Origin of the sequence: Allobosea sp. RCC_152_1 (assembly GCF_041360765.1) — a bacterium.
Taxonomy (GTDB): domain Bacteria; phylum Pseudomonadota; class Alphaproteobacteria; order Rhizobiales; family Beijerinckiaceae; genus Allobosea; species Allobosea spartocytisi.
In genome coordinates, this window is record NZ_JBFUPU010000001.1 from 796,783 (window position 1) to 809,732 (window position 12,950).

At 67.3% G+C, this 12,950-nt stretch carries 14 protein-coding genes; 13 read left to right on the top strand and 1 reads right to left on the bottom strand.

Features of this window, described 5'->3' with window-relative positions; translation table 11 throughout:
• Positions 1-136 precede the first annotated feature (136 nt).
• From ribH to AB6806_RS03685, 7 genes are all read left to right on the top strand, one after another.
• Positions 137-661, top strand: coding sequence for a 6,7-dimethyl-8-ribityllumazine synthase (gene ribH / locus AB6806_RS03655; RefSeq protein WP_038368300.1), 525 nt, complete (start codon positions 137-139; stop codon positions 659-661).
• On the top strand, positions 658-1,125 hold the full coding sequence (gene nusB / locus AB6806_RS03660) for a transcription antitermination factor NusB (protein ID WP_112761867.1): 468 nt from the start codon (positions 658-660) through the stop codon (positions 1,123-1,125). Before ribH ends, nusB begins: the two co-directional genes overlap by 4 nt.
• A gap of 160 nt (positions 1,126-1,285) precedes the next feature.
• Positions 1,286-2,281, top strand: a complete 996-nt coding sequence (thiL, locus tag AB6806_RS03665) for a thiamine-phosphate kinase (RefSeq protein ID WP_142020707.1) — start codon at positions 1,286-1,288, stop codon at positions 2,279-2,281.
• A 36-nt stretch (positions 2,282-2,317) separates the two neighbouring features.
• Positions 2,318-3,523, top strand: coding sequence for an MFS transporter (locus tag AB6806_RS03670; protein ID WP_038368294.1), 1,206 nt, complete (start codon positions 2,318-2,320; stop codon positions 3,521-3,523).
• 33 nt (positions 3,524-3,556) lie between these two features.
• The gene (gene allE / locus AB6806_RS03675; RefSeq protein ID WP_142020708.1) at positions 3,557-4,357 is read left to right on the top strand and encodes a (S)-ureidoglycine aminohydrolase; all 801 of its coding nucleotides are present in this window, start codon (positions 3,557-3,559) and stop codon (positions 4,355-4,357) included.
• A gap of 212 nt (positions 4,358-4,569) precedes the next feature.
• Positions 4,570-6,726, top strand: a complete 2,157-nt coding sequence (locus AB6806_RS03680) for a sodium-translocating pyrophosphatase (RefSeq protein WP_112761871.1) — start codon at positions 4,570-4,572, stop codon at positions 6,724-6,726.
• Positions 6,727-6,923: 197 nt separating this feature from the next.
• Positions 6,924-7,850, top strand: coding sequence for a DMT family transporter (locus AB6806_RS03685; RefSeq protein ID WP_370954125.1), 927 nt, complete (start codon positions 6,924-6,926; stop codon positions 7,848-7,850).
• 88 nt (positions 7,851-7,938) lie between these two features.
• Here the strand turns inward: AB6806_RS03685 and AB6806_RS03690 are convergent, their stop codons facing one another.
• Complete coding sequence (locus tag AB6806_RS03690; RefSeq protein ID WP_081925652.1) at positions 7,939-8,433, bottom strand: outer membrane protein assembly factor BamE; 495 nt, start codon at positions 8,431-8,433, stop codon at positions 7,939-7,941.
• 149 nt (positions 8,434-8,582) lie between these two features.
• Between AB6806_RS03690 and AB6806_RS03695 the strand changes: the two genes are divergently transcribed.
• From AB6806_RS03695 to AB6806_RS03720, 6 genes are all read left to right on the top strand, one after another.
• Positions 8,583-9,125 carry a ubiquinol-cytochrome C chaperone family protein gene (locus AB6806_RS03695; protein WP_370954126.1) on the top strand — a complete coding sequence of 181 codons (543 nt, stop codon included), beginning with the start codon at positions 8,583-8,585 and terminating at the stop codon, positions 9,123-9,125.
• Positions 9,115-9,675, top strand: coding sequence for a YceD family protein (locus tag AB6806_RS03700; RefSeq protein WP_133565632.1), 561 nt, complete (start codon positions 9,115-9,117; stop codon positions 9,673-9,675). Before AB6806_RS03695 ends, AB6806_RS03700 begins: the two co-directional genes overlap by 11 nt.
• Before the next feature lie 164 nt (positions 9,676-9,839).
• Positions 9,840-10,898, top strand: coding sequence for a phosphate acyltransferase PlsX (gene plsX / locus AB6806_RS03705; RefSeq protein WP_038368278.1), 1,059 nt, complete (start codon positions 9,840-9,842; stop codon positions 10,896-10,898).
• A gap of 12 nt (positions 10,899-10,910) precedes the next feature.
• Positions 10,911-11,888: a beta-ketoacyl-ACP synthase III gene (locus AB6806_RS03710; protein ID WP_038368276.1), complete on the top strand. Its 978-nt coding sequence runs from the start codon at positions 10,911-10,913 to the stop codon at positions 11,886-11,888.
• Positions 11,889-12,078: 190 nt separating this feature from the next.
• A complete protein-coding gene (locus AB6806_RS03715; RefSeq protein WP_038368274.1) occupies positions 12,079-12,393 on the top strand; it encodes an integration host factor subunit alpha in 315 nt (104 codons plus the stop codon).
• A 2-nt stretch (positions 12,394-12,395) separates the two neighbouring features.
• On the top strand, positions 12,396-12,926 hold the full coding sequence (locus AB6806_RS03720) for a MerR family transcriptional regulator (RefSeq protein WP_370954307.1): 531 nt from the start codon (positions 12,396-12,398) through the stop codon (positions 12,924-12,926).
• Positions 12,927-12,950 lie beyond the last annotated feature (24 nt).

Consider the following 12,950-nt stretch of genomic DNA (forward strand, 5'->3'; position numbering starts at 1 on the left):
AGCGGCGTCTCGAAGGATGTTCCAGTGCGCTCTGGACCATCCTTCGAGACGCCATTTCTGTGGAAATGGCTCCTCAGGATGAGGGCTGTGTGATCCGGTCATTGGACCGGAGTCGACTGCAACAAGGACAAGAACCATGGCCGGACCCCGGCAGATCTCGGCCGACGAGGCCGCAACTCCCGCGCTCGACATCGAGGGCGCCCGCGTGCTCGTGGTCGAGGCGCGCTTCTACGACACGCTCGCCGATGAATTGCTGGCGGGCGCCACTGCCGTGCTCGAGAAGGCCGGGTGCCGCGTCGACGTGGTCACCGTGCCCGGCGCGCTCGAAATTCCCTCGGCGATCGTCATCGGCCTGCGCGCCGCCGACGAGTCGGTCGACCCTTACGAGGCCGTCGTCGCGCTCGGCACCGTCATTCGCGGCGAGACCGGCCATTACGACATCGTCGCGGGTGAAAGCTCGCGCGCGCTGATGGACCTCTCCGTCGCCTTCGCCCTGCCGCTCGGCAACGGCATCCTCACCGTCGAGAACGAGGCGCAGGCCTGGGCCCGCGCCAACCGCTCCGAGATGGACAAGGGCGGCGGCGCGGCCGAAGCCGCGCTCGCCGTGCTGCGCTACAAGCGCTCGCTGGCCGAGGCCGCCGATCCGGAGCAACCGGAATGAGCCGCGCCGAGATGCGGCGCGGCGCGCGTCTGTCGGTCGTGCAGGCGCTCTACGAGATGGAGATCGGCGGCCGCGGCGTCACCGAGGCCATGGCCGAGTTCGAGGCTTTCTGGATAGGCCAGGAGGTCGAGGAGATCGAGCTGCCGAAGGCGGAGATCGCCTTCTTCCGCGACCTGCTCGGCGGTGTCGTGCGCGAGCAGCGGCTGGTGGATCGCACGGTCGATGAGCTTCTCGCCAAGGACTGGCCGCTGAAGCGCGTCGAGGCGGTCGTCCGCGCCGTGCTGCGTGCCGGCGCCTATGAGCTCGCCTTCCGCAAGGACGTGCCGGCCCGCGCCGTCATTTCCGAATATGTCGCGGTCGCCCGTGCCTTCTATGACGGCGAAGAGATCGGCATGATCAACGCCGTGCTCGACCGCATGGCCCGCGACTTCCGCGCCGACGAGTTCGACGCTCCGGCGGCTTAGCTCATTGAGCTCTACGCCGTCATTCCGGACGCAGCGAAGCGGAGATCCGCAAACCATCGTCGGGCGTCGCGTTCTATGATGGATTCCGGGTCGGCGCTGCTATCGCAGCTTGCCCGGAATGACGACGAACAGGCTCGGAACCCTTGGAGGCCGGTCGACGATGGCCGATAACCAGCGCCCCGGCGAATTCGAGCTGATCGAGCGCTATTTCGCGCCTTTGGCCGGGCCGGGCGGCCTCGGCCTCCTCGACGATGCGGGGCTGCTGCGGCCGGGCCGCGGCTACGAGGTCGTCGTCACCGCCGATGCGCTGGTCGCCGGCGTGCATTTCTTTCCGGACGATCCACCGGCCGCGATCGGCTGGAAGGCGCTTGCCGTCAACCTCTCCGACCTTGCCGCAAAGGGGGCGAAGCCCGAGGGCTTCGTTCTCACCATCGCCCTGCCGCGCGACTGGACCGAAGGCTGGCTGAAGGACTTTGCCGCGGGCCTCGGCCGTCTCGCGCAACAGGCCGGCTGCCCGCTGATCGGCGGCGATACCGTCTCGACCTCCGGGCCGCTCACCCTCTCGATCACCGCTTTCGGTGCGGTTCCCGCCGGCCGGATGGTCCGCCGTGCCGGCGCGAAACCCGGCGATGTCGTGCTCGTTTCCGGCTCCATCGGCGACGGCGCCCTCGGCCTCAAGGTGCATGGTCCGGACAAGCCCGGCTGGGTCGCCGCGCTGGATGACGGCCAGCGTGGTTTCCTGGCCGACCGCTATCTGCATCCGCAGCCGCGCACCACCCTGGCCGAGGCGCTCCAGCGTCATGCCAGCGCCGCCATGGACATTTCGGACGGGCTCGTCGGCGACCTCGCCAAGATGTTGAAGGCCTCCCAGGTCGGGGCCGAGATCGACCTCGACGCCGTTCCGCTGTCCGGTCCGGCCCGCGCCGCGCTCATGGCCGATCCCGCGCTGGCGGAACTGGCCTGGACCGGAGGAGACGACTACGAAATTCTCTGCATGGCGCCTGAAGGAGAGTATTCTTCTCTGATTGCGGCGGCTGCGGAGCATGCGGTTCCGCTGACGCCGATCGGCCGGATCGTCTCCGGGGCGGGCGCGGTGCGTTACAGCGGGAAGGGCGCAGCGCAGGGTTTCGCGCACGGCTCCTTCTCTCATTTCTGAAAGCGACGCCCCGCGGCGCCGCGGAATGGCGTGGCGATGAACCAGCATGTCCAGGTCGCCGAGGGCGACAGGCTCGCGAAGCGCAATGCGCTCGTTCTGTCCGGCGCGCAGGCGCTCGGCGGCGCCAATCCGGCGATCATCGTCTCGCTCGGCGGCCTCGTCGGCGCCCAACTCGCCGCGGACAAGACCTTCGCCACCGTGCCGGTCAGCCTGCTGCAGCTCGGCATCGCGGCCGGCGTCATTCCGGCGGCGATGCTGATGCGCCGTTTCGGCCGGCGCGGCGGCTATCTCATCGGCGCGCTTGTGGGGGCCACGGGAGCGAGCCTGGCGGCCGGCGGCGTCGCCTCCCGGCAATTCGGGCTGTTTTGCCTCGGCACCTTCATCTGCGGTCTCTACGGCGCCTTCGTCCAGAGCTACCGCTTCGCCGCCGCCGACACCGCCAGCGCGAGCTTCCGGCCCCGCGCGATTTCCTGGGTCATGCTCGGCGGATTGGCGGCGGGCATCATCGGCCCGCAATCGGTCTACTGGACCCGCGACCTGACACCATCCGCGCCCTTCGCCGCGAGCTTCCTCGCCCAGGGTGCGCTGGCGCTGCTGGCGATCTGCATCGTCTCGCAACTGCACGCGCCGCCGGTGAAGACGGTCCGTAGCGATCTCGGCCGGCCACTCGGCCAGATCATGCGCCAGCCTAAATTCATAGCCTCGGTCATCGCCGCGCTCGTGGCCTACGGGCTGATGAGCTTCGTGATGACGGCGGCGCCCATGGCGATGGTCGCCTGCGGCCATTCGGTCGGCGATGCCGCGCTCGGCATCCAGTGGCATGTGCTGGGCATGTACGGGCCGAGCTTCTTCACCGGCAAGCTGATCGAACGCTTCGGCAAGGAGGCGGTGACGATCACGGGGCTCGCCCTGACGGCGCTGGCGGCGATCATCGGCCTGACGGGCCTCAGCGTCGGCCATTTCTGGCTGGCGCTGGTGTTGCTCGGCATCGGCTGGAACTTCGGCTTCATCGGCGCCACCGCGCTGGTGACGGATTGCTACCGGCCGGAAGAACGGGTGAAGGTGCAGGCGGCCAACGACTTCCTCGTCTTCGGCTCGGTCGCCATCGCCTCGTTTTCGTCCGGCGGCCTGCTCAGCCATGGCGGCTGGGAAACCGTGAACTGGCTCGTCTTTCCGCCGGTCGCGCTTGCCTTGCTCTTGGTGATCTGGCAGCGCACGCAGAAGCGCGTGGGGCTGGCCTGAAGCCCTCCTGATCTGACGATGCCGGGGAAACGGATGACCGACCGCAGCTTTCCGCCTGCCACCGGCCGCGTGCCGCCCGGCGCGATCGGCCATAACCGCGGCGTGGTGAAGCGGAACTATGCCTTCATGCCGCCCGAAGGCGTCCTGATCAGCCGCCTGCCGCATTGGGCGAGCACGGTCGTCCGCATTCTTGCCGGGCCCGTGCTTGGGGCGGGATTTGCGCAATATGTGCTTGAAATCGCGCCTGGCGGCGGGACGCCGGCTCCTTTCGGCGAGCCGGACATCCAGCATTTCTACTATGTCCTCTCCGGCGAGATCGCCTTCGCCATCGAAGGTGGCGAGAGCCGGACGCTCGGCCCCGGCGGCTTTGCCTATCTGCCGCCCGGCACGCGCTTCACGCTGCGCAACGACACGGGCAGTCGCGCCGATGTGCTGGCGCTGCGCAAACGCTACGAGCCGGCGCCCGGCCTCGCCGTTCCCGAATCGATCCTGTCGCATCGCGATGCCGTTCCGATGACGAATCATACCGGCATGGAGGGGCGCGGCTTCCAGTTCCTGCTGCCCTATGGCGATATGCGCTTCGATTTCGAGATGAACCTGATGTGGTTCAAGCCGGGAGTCTGCTTCCCGGCGGTCGAGACCCATGTGATGGAGCACGGCCTCTACATGCTGGAAGGGCAGGGGCTCTACTTCCTCGATCAGGACTGGCACGAGATCTGGGAGCGGGATTTCATCTGGATGGGCGGCTTTTGCCCCCAGCAATTCTACCCGACCGGCCATGGCGACGCCTGCTACCTGCTCTACAAGAACGTCAACCGCGACGTCGCGCTCTGAGCCTGAATCGCCCGTACCTGACATTCGACGAAATTTGTAAGCGCAGCCGTTTGCGCTCACCGCCGAAACTTGCCACAAATTCGCCTGACACAGGCGACGCAAGGCGGGCCTTTTAGTCTTCAGGGCCCCGTTTTTTCGCTGCCTGACGTCCAACGCTGCAAAGAGGAGCGACAGCGCTCCCGACAGCCCGGAAGCTCAAGGTAGGAAACCGAATGTCAGCTCTGCTTCTCATCATCGTATTGAGTGCGCTGTCGATTGCTTACGGCATCTGGGCCTATGGCGACGTCATGAAGCGCGATGCCGGCAACCAGCGCATGCAGGAGATCTCCGGCGCGGTCGCCGAAGGCGCGCAGGCCTATCTCAAGCGCCAATATCTCACCATTTCCATGGTCGGCGTCGTCCTCTTCGTCGTGCTGGCCTGGCTCCTCGGCAAGTGGGTGGGCATCGGTTTCCTGATCGGCGCGGTGCTTTCGGGCAGCGCCGGCTTCATCGGCATGAACGTCTCGGTGCGCGCCAATGTCCGCACGGCACAGGCCGCGATGCAGTCGCTCGGCGAGGGGCTCGACGTCGCCTTCAAGGCCGGCGCGGTCACCGGCATGCTGGTCGCCGGCCTCGCGCTGCTCGGCGTTGCCGTCTATTACGGCATCCTGACCTCCTTCCTCGGCTTCGAGCCTTCGAGCCGCACCGTCATCGACTCGCTGGTGGCGCTCGGCTTCGGCGCCTCGCTGATCTCGATCTTCGCCCGTCTCGGCGGCGGCATCTTCACCAAGGGCGCGGATGTGGGCGCCGACCTCGTCGGCAAGGTCGAGGCCGGCATCCCCGAGGACGATCCGCGCAACCCCGCGACCATCGCCGACAATGTCGGCGACAATGTCGGCGATTGCGCCGGCATGGCCGCCGACCTGTTCGAGACCTATGCGGTGACGCTGGTCGCGACCATGGTGCTCGCCGCGATCTTCTTCGCCGGCCAGCCCGCGCTGGGCACGATGATGCTCTATCCGATGGCGATCGGCGCGGCCTGCATCGTCACCTCGATCATCGGCACCTTCTTCGTGAAGCTCGGCGCCAACCAGTCGATCATGGGCGCGCTCTACAAGGGCTTCATCGCGGCCGGCGTGCTCTCGGTCGGCGCGATCGCGGTGGTGAACTATGTCATGTTCGGCGGCTTCTCCACCAGCTTCACGACGGTCCAGAACGTCACCTTCACCTCCGGCAACCTCTTCGGCTGCGCGCTGGTCGGCCTTGCCGTGACGCTCTGCATCGTCATCATCACCGAATACTACACCGGCACCGGCAAGCGCCCGGTCGTCTCCATCGCCCAGGCTTCGGTGACCGGCCATGGCACCAACGTCATCCAGGGCCTCGCGGTCTCGCTGGAGGCGACGGCGGCGCCGACCATCGTCATCATCGCCGGCATCATCGCGGCCTACAGCCTCGCGGGCCTGTTCGGCATCGCGATCGCCACTACCGCCATGTTGGCGCTGGCCGGTGTCGTGGTGGCGCTCGATGCCTTCGGTCCGGTGACGGACAATGCCGGCGGCATCGCCGAGATGGCGGGGCTGCCCAAGGAGGTCCGCCACTCCACCGACGCGCTCGACGCGGTTGGCAACACCACCAAGGCGGTCACCAAGGGCTATGCGATCGGCTCGGCCGGCCTCGGGGCGCTGGTGCTGTTCGCCGCCTACACCTCGGACCTCAACTTCTTCATCACCGAGGCCAACAAGGCGGGCAGCACGGCCTTCCAGTACTTCAAGGGCGTCACGCTCGATTTCTCGCTGTCCAATCCCTATGTCGTCGTCGGCCTGCTGCTCGGCGGCCTCATCCCCTTCCTCTTCGGCGGCATGGGCATGACGGCGGTCGGGCGTGCGGCGGGCTCTGTGGTCGAGGAAGTCCGCCGGCAGTTCCGCGAGAAGCCCGGCATCATGCAGGGCACGGAGCGGCCCGATTACGCCCGCGCCGTCGATCTGCTCACCAAGGCCGCGATCAAGGAGATGATCGTGCCCTCGCTCCTGCCGGTGCTGGCGCCGATCGTGACCTATTTCGTGATCTACTGGATCGCCGGCAAGAACAACGCCTTCGCGGCCGTCGGCGCCATGCTGATGGGCGTGATCGTCACCGGCATCTTCGTCGCGATCTCGATGACGTCGGGCGGCGGCGCCTGGGACAACGCCAAGAAGAGCTTCGAGGACGGCTTCGTCGACAAGGACGGCGTGCGCCACATGAAGGGCTCGGACGCGCACAAGGCCTCGGTGACCGGCGACACCGTCGGCGATCCCTACAAGGACACGGCGGGCCCCGCCGTGAACCCGGCGATCAAGATCACCAACATCATCGCCCTGCTGCTGCTGGCGATCCTGGCGCATAGCTGAGTGCAGGCATCGCCTGAACATCTGGAGCCCGCGACGAAAGTCGCGGGTTCTTCTTTTTGGGCAATGGCTTGCAGCGACCGATTGAATCAAATCGGCAACGCCTTGAATCAAGCCGGCAAGCTACGGCCGGGAGCGTAGTGTTGCCGCATGCTGTCGGCGAGAAGTGCTGGCATGGTCCCCGCGACCGAGGAGGAACCATGTCCACGCAAGCGCTCGAAGCCACATCCGCGACCCCGAACCGCACCACCGAATTCGCCCTGCTGCTGGCGCTGGCGACGCTTTGGGGCGGCTCCTACACCTTCATCAAGCTCGGCGTGGAGACGATCCCGCCGCTGACCCTGATCGCCGCCCGCACGCTGATCGCCGGCTTGATCCTGCTCGCCGTCATCCGGGGCCGCGGCCTGCGGATGCCGCGGAATCTGACCGCCTGGCGGCGCTTCCTGACCCAGGCTTGCCTCAACAGCGTCGTGCCCTTCACGCTGATCGCCTGGGCCGAGCGCAGCGTCGATGCGGGCCTCGCCTCGATCCTCAACGGCACCACACCGGTCTTCGTCTTCCTGATCTCGCTCGTGCTGATGTCCGGCAAGCGCCCCGATTGGCGCAAGGGCCTCGGTGTCGCGGCCGGCGTTGCCGGCATCAGCCTGATCGTCGGCGTCGACGCCTTTTCCGGATTGGGCTCGCAAGCCCTGCCGCAGCTCGCCATCGTCGCGGCGACGATCGCCTATGCCTGCGCGGCGCTGTTCGGCCGGCATTTCACCGGCATGGACCCGCTTCTGCCGGCGGCCGGTTCGATGCTGACCGGCACGGCGCTGCTGATCCCGGCCGCCCTTATCGTCGACCGGCCCTGGACGCTGGCGCCCTCGCAGGAATCCCTGCTCGCGCTGCTGGCGCTGTCGGTGTTCTCGACGGCGCTCGCCTTCGCCATCTATTTCCGGCTGATCCGCACGCTCGGCTCGGTCGGGACGACGGCGGTGTCCTATCTGCGCGTGCCGATCGGCGTGGTGATCGGCCTCGTCTTCCTGGGCGAGCGCCTGCAGCCGACGGCCTGGGCCGGTCTTGCGCTGGTGGTCGTCGGGGTGATGGCGATGACCTTGCCGGAGAAAAAGCAGGCCCGGCCTGCCTGAGGGCCGGTGCACATCCCGAAATGGCCCAAAAAGAAACCCCGCGACCTTGTCGCGGGGTTCTCTTGTCTTCTGACCGCGTGGGAGCCGTTCAGGCGCCGAGCGGGTTGAACTTGGTGACGCCGCGGAACAGGTTGCGCAGGAAGCTCTGCTCCTGGCCGCCGGCCGGGGTGGTGCGGCTGATGAAGTCGAAGATCACGCCGTCCTGCAGCCCGTAATTGGCGATGCGCTCGACCTTGAAGCTCTTGTTGAAATAGATCACCAGCACGTTCTGGTCGATGACCTGCGGGTCCTGGAACTGGAAGCGACGGCGCATCCGCTGGCTGATATAGTAGAAGGTGCGGTTGCCGACGGTCGAGGTCGTCGACGGCGTGCCGAGGATCTGCAGCACCGACTGCACGTCCATGCCGACCTTGACCTGCGCGACGAGCGAGTCGTCCATCACGAAGCCACGGGTGAATTCCTCGTTCATGCCGGTCGATGTCGGCAGGACGAAGCCGCCGGCATCGGGGCCGCAGCCGGCCAGCGTCAGGGACGAGGTCGCGAGGGCTCCGAGCAGAACGGCGCGGCGGGAAATCTGGGTCATGCGGGCACGATCCGAAAGGCGAGGGCGGACGTGGAGGGCCGGGTGACCGTTCCAAGCCGCTTGTCAAAAGGGGCAGGGTTGGCGTAACGCCCGAGGATGGCTTTGGCAAGGCGAGGACGCCCGCGACGCGGCCGGGCGGAGGCAAGAGCGTGATTTTCGGTTGGTTCGGCAAGCGCGCGCAACGGCGCGCACCTGTGGATGCGCTGTTCGGGCGCGTCGCGGAAGCGTCGCGTCAGCCCGGGCTCTATCTCGCGGGCGGCATTCCCGACAGCTTCGAGGGGCGCTTCGAATCGCTGACCTTGCACATGTTCCTGGTCTTGCGGCGGTTGCGCGAATTGCCGCCGCCTGCGGGCGATCTCTCGCAGGAGCTGATCGACGCCTGCTTCTCCTATCTCGAGCTCGGCTTCCGCAATGGCGGCGTCAGCGACATCGCCGTGCCGAAGCGGATGAAGAAGATCGGCCAGATGTTCTATGGCCGCATCCAGGCCTATGAGCCGGCCTTTGCCGGATCCGAGCCGGAGGCGCTGACCGAGGCGTTGCATCGCAATGCCTCGCAGCAGGGCGCTTCCGCCGTCGCGGCCTATCTGCGCGAGGCGCAGGGCGGGCTCGCCGCCCTCGATCTCGAAGCGCTTCTGCATCGCGAGCCGCTTTTTCCCGATTTCGTCAGCCAGGAGGCCGTGCATGACGCCTGATCACGGGCGCGTCTTGCCCTTGAGCCACCCCATCCGCGTCGAGCTCATCCGCCTGCGCGGCACCGAGGCCGTGGTCAAGGCCGAGCCGCAGCAGCTGGCCGGCATCGCCGCGATGCTCGACCTCGCCTCCCTGGAGGCGCTCGAGGCGCGCTATATGCTCACGCGCAATGGCGAACGGGTGAAGCTCGAAGGCCGCATCGAGGCGCGGCTGCATCAGACCTGCATCGTCACGCTCGAGCCTTTCCCGGTCCGGCTCGACGTGCCGGTGAAGCTCGATTTCGCACCGCAGGACGATGCGCTCGCCGCCGCGCGCCGCACCGATTCGGGCGATGCGGACATCGACATCGAGGTCTTGCTCAACGAGGAGGACCCGCCGGAGCCGATCGTGGACGGCGTCATCGATCTGGGCAGCGTCACGCTCGAATTCCTCGCGCTCTCGCTCGATCCCTACCCGCGCAAGCCGGGCGTGAGCTTCGAGGCGCCGGCGGCGGATTCCGCAGAGCTCTCGCCCTTCGCCGCGCTCGCGAAGCTGAAGCGGGACGCCACGTGACGCGGGCAGCGGGCAGCAGGGCCGCGGAGACGGATCGCAACAATGATTGAGCGGCGCCAAACCGCCTCCGCCGCTTGCGGCTTGGCGCTAAACCGCTATTGTCCGGCCGGCAAAGAGCCGCCCGGGATCGAAGGTCGGCCGCTCCCGGGACACACCAGAACTCCATGACAAGACCGGTTACAATCGCGCTCGATGCGATGGGCGGGGACCACGGCCCTTCCGTCGCCATTCCCGGCGCTGCCCTGATGCTGGAACGACGCCCGGATGCGCGCTTCGTCATTTTCGGCGACGAGAAGGAGGTTCTGCCTCTGGTCGAGCAGCACCCGAAGCTCAAGGCCGTCACGACGTTCCATCATACCGAAGTCTCGGTGAAGATGGACGACAAGCCGAGCCAGGCGCTGCGCTACGGCCGCTACAAATCCTCGATGTGGCGCGCCATCGACGCGACCAAGACCGGCGAGGCCGATGTCACCGTCTCCGCCGGCAACACCGGCGCGCTGATGGCAATGTCGAAATTCTGCCTGAAGTCGATGGCACAGGTCGACCGGCCGGCGATTGCCTGCCTGTGGCCGACGGCGCGCGGCGAGAGCATCGTGCTCGATGTCGGCGCGACCATCGGCGCCGATGCCCGCCATCTCGTCGATCTCGCGGTGATGGGCGCGGCCATGGCCCGTGTCGTCTTCGATCTCGACCGGCCGACGGTCGGCCTGCTGAATGTCGGCGTCGAGGAGATCAAGGGCGTCGAGGCGGTGAAGGAGGCCGGGCGCATCCTGCGCGAGGGCAACCTGCCGCATCTGACCTATCATGGCTTCGTCGAGGGCGACGATCTCGGCAAGGGCACGGTCGACGTGGTGGTGACGGAAGGCTTCACCGGCAACATCGCGCTCAAGACCGCCGAAGGCACGGCGCGCCAGGTCACCGACTATCTGCGTGCCGCCATCAGCCGTTCGCTGATGGCGAAGATCGGCTATCTCTTCGCCCGTGGCGCCTTCTCGGCGCTGCGCGAGAAGCTCGATCCGCGCAAATCCAACGGCGGCGTCTTCCTGGGGCTGGAAGGCATCGTCATCAAGAGTCATGGCGGTACGGATGCCATCGGCTTCGCCAGCGCGGCCGAGCTCGCCTATGAGATGGCGCGCGAGGATCTGATGGCGAAGCTGCGCGAGATGGTCGCCGCGAGCACGCAGCCGGCGCCTGTCGCCGCGCAGCCGGCCGACGCCGAATAGGGAATAGTCTCCTTGTCCATCTTGCGCTCACAGGTCGTCGGCTGCGGCTCCTATCTTCCGGCCCGCATCGTCACCAATGCCGAACTCGCCACGCGCGTCGACACCAGCGACGAGTGGATCGTCCAGCGCACCGGCATCCGCCAGCGCCATGTCGCAGCCGATGACGAGCCCACCTCCGTGGTCGGCCTCAAGGCCGCGCAGGACGCCATCGCCGACGCCGGCATCGACGCCGCCGAGATCGACCTGATCATCGTCGCGACCGCGACGCCCGACCATACCTTTCCCGCCACCGCGACGCAGATCCAGGCCGCGCTCGGCATCACCGGCGGCGTCGCCTTCGACCTGCAGGCGGTCTGCTCCGGCTTCGTCTTCGCGTTGGCGACGGCCGACAAGTTCCTCACGACGGGCGGCGCCAGGACCGCGCTCGTGATCGGCGCGGAGACCTTCTCGCGCATCCTCGACTGGGAGGATCGCGCGACCTGCGTCCTCTTCGGCGACGGCGCCGGCGCGGTGGTGCTGAAGGCCGTTCCCGGCGAGGGGACGCTCGCCGACCGTGGCGTGCTCACGACCCATATCCGCTCGGATGGCCGCTACAAGGACAAGCTCTATGTCGATGGCGGCGCGGGCTCGACCAAGACGGTCGGCTTCCTGCGCATGGAGGGCAAGGAGGTCTTCCGCCACGCCGTCAACAACCTCGCCGAGACGGTGCGCCATACCTTCGCCGAGACGGGGCTCTCCGGTACCGACATCGACTGGTTCGTGCCGCACCAGGCCAATCGCCGCATCATCGACGCCACCGCCGACAAGCTCGGGATCAGCCACGACCATGTCGTGCTGACCGTGGATCGCCATGGCAACACCTCGGCCGCCTCGATTCCGCTGGCGCTGGCGGAGGCGCATAAGGACGGCCGGATCAAGCCGGGCCAGCTCGTGCTGATCGAGGCGATGGGCGGCGGTTTCACCTGGGGGTCGGCGCTGATCCGGTGGTGAGCCGGTTTGCGGCATTTGCTTAAATTGTGACGTTTTTCTTGCCGATTCGGGTCGATTTTCGTCGGTGTGGCCGCTAATCCCGCGTTCGAGGATTGACCGGGACAGCGCGGGCGCCTAGCGTCCGCCGTCCGTATTTGGCGAAGGGCGGAGGCTGCGGCCGCCGTCGATGATGCGCCTCTGGAGGATATGAATGTCGGGGCAAACGGTGACTCGTGCGGATCTGTGCGAGGCTGTCTACCAGAAGATCGGGCTGTCCCGCACGGAGGCGTCGAAACTGGTCGAGGCCGTGCTCGACGAGATCTGCGACGCGGTCGCACGCGGCGAGAACGTGAAGTTGTCCTCGTTCGGTTCGTTCGTCGTGCGAGACAAGGGCGAGCGAATCGGGCGTAATCCCAAGACTGGCGTTGAGGTGCCCATCGAGCCGCGTCGCGTGATGGTGTTCAAGCCCTCGAACGTGATGAAGGCCCGCATCAACGGGCAGACGGGTGAGGACGAGACCGAGTGAATCTGGAGTTCCACGCCGGCGAAGCAGATGCGGAGGCCGAATTGGACACCAAGAGCCCCGATGCCTTCCGAACCATCAGCGAGGTCGCAGAAGACCTCGACGTCCCCCAGCATGTGCTGCGCTTCTGGGAAACCCGCTTCAACCAGATCAAGCCGCTGAAGCGCGGCGGCGGCCGCCGTTATTACCGCCCTGACGACGTCGCCTTGCTCAAGGGCATCCGCCGCCTGTTGTACGGCGAGGGCTATACGATCAAGGGCCTGCAGCGGATCCTGAAGGAGCAGGGGCCGCGCCATGTCCAGGCCATCGGACGCGGGGGCCCCATCGGCCCGGCCAGCGGCGCCGGCCCGTCATCCGCGCCGGCGCGCGCCGATCACGCAGGCGAGGCGCCTCACGCCGATGACAGGGCGCCCCGGCACCCGCCCGTCCCGGAAGGGCTCGACGACATCACGGTCCTGACGGCCGTGATGGCCGAGCTCGGCGAGTGCCGGCGCATCCTCGAACGCGCGCTGAAGCCCGCCGCCGAGCCGGCCTGAATGGAGCAAGCGGTCGAGCGCTTG

Bases quoted from the DNA above. Each gene is read 5' to 3' on its own strand.
- ribH (WP_038368300.1), top strand. From the start codon at position 137: ATGGCCGGACCCCGGCAGATCTCGGCCGACGAGGCCGCAACTCCCGCG.
- nusB (WP_112761867.1), top strand. From the start codon at position 658: ATGAGCCGCGCCGAGATGCGGCGCGGCGCGCGTCTGTCGGTCGTGCAG.
- thiL (WP_142020707.1), top strand. From the start codon at position 1,286: ATGGCCGATAACCAGCGCCCCGGCGAATTCGAGCTGATCGAGCGCTAT.
- AB6806_RS03670 (WP_038368294.1), top strand. From the start codon at position 2,318: ATGAACCAGCATGTCCAGGTCGCCGAGGGCGACAGGCTCGCGAAGCGC.
- allE (WP_142020708.1), top strand. From the start codon at position 3,557: ATGACCGACCGCAGCTTTCCGCCTGCCACCGGCCGCGTGCCGCCCGGC.
- AB6806_RS03680 (WP_112761871.1), top strand. From the start codon at position 4,570: ATGTCAGCTCTGCTTCTCATCATCGTATTGAGTGCGCTGTCGATTGCT.
- AB6806_RS03685 (WP_370954125.1), top strand. From the start codon at position 6,924: ATGTCCACGCAAGCGCTCGAAGCCACATCCGCGACCCCGAACCGCACC.
- AB6806_RS03690 (WP_081925652.1), bottom strand. From the start codon at position 8,433: ATGACCCAGATTTCCCGCCGCGCCGTTCTGCTCGGAGCCCTCGCGACC.
- AB6806_RS03700 (WP_133565632.1), top strand. From the start codon at position 9,115: ATGACGCCTGATCACGGGCGCGTCTTGCCCTTGAGCCACCCCATCCGC.
- plsX (WP_038368278.1), top strand. From the start codon at position 9,840: ATGACAAGACCGGTTACAATCGCGCTCGATGCGATGGGCGGGGACCAC.
- AB6806_RS03715 (WP_038368274.1), top strand. From the start codon at position 12,079: ATGTCGGGGCAAACGGTGACTCGTGCGGATCTGTGCGAGGCTGTCTAC.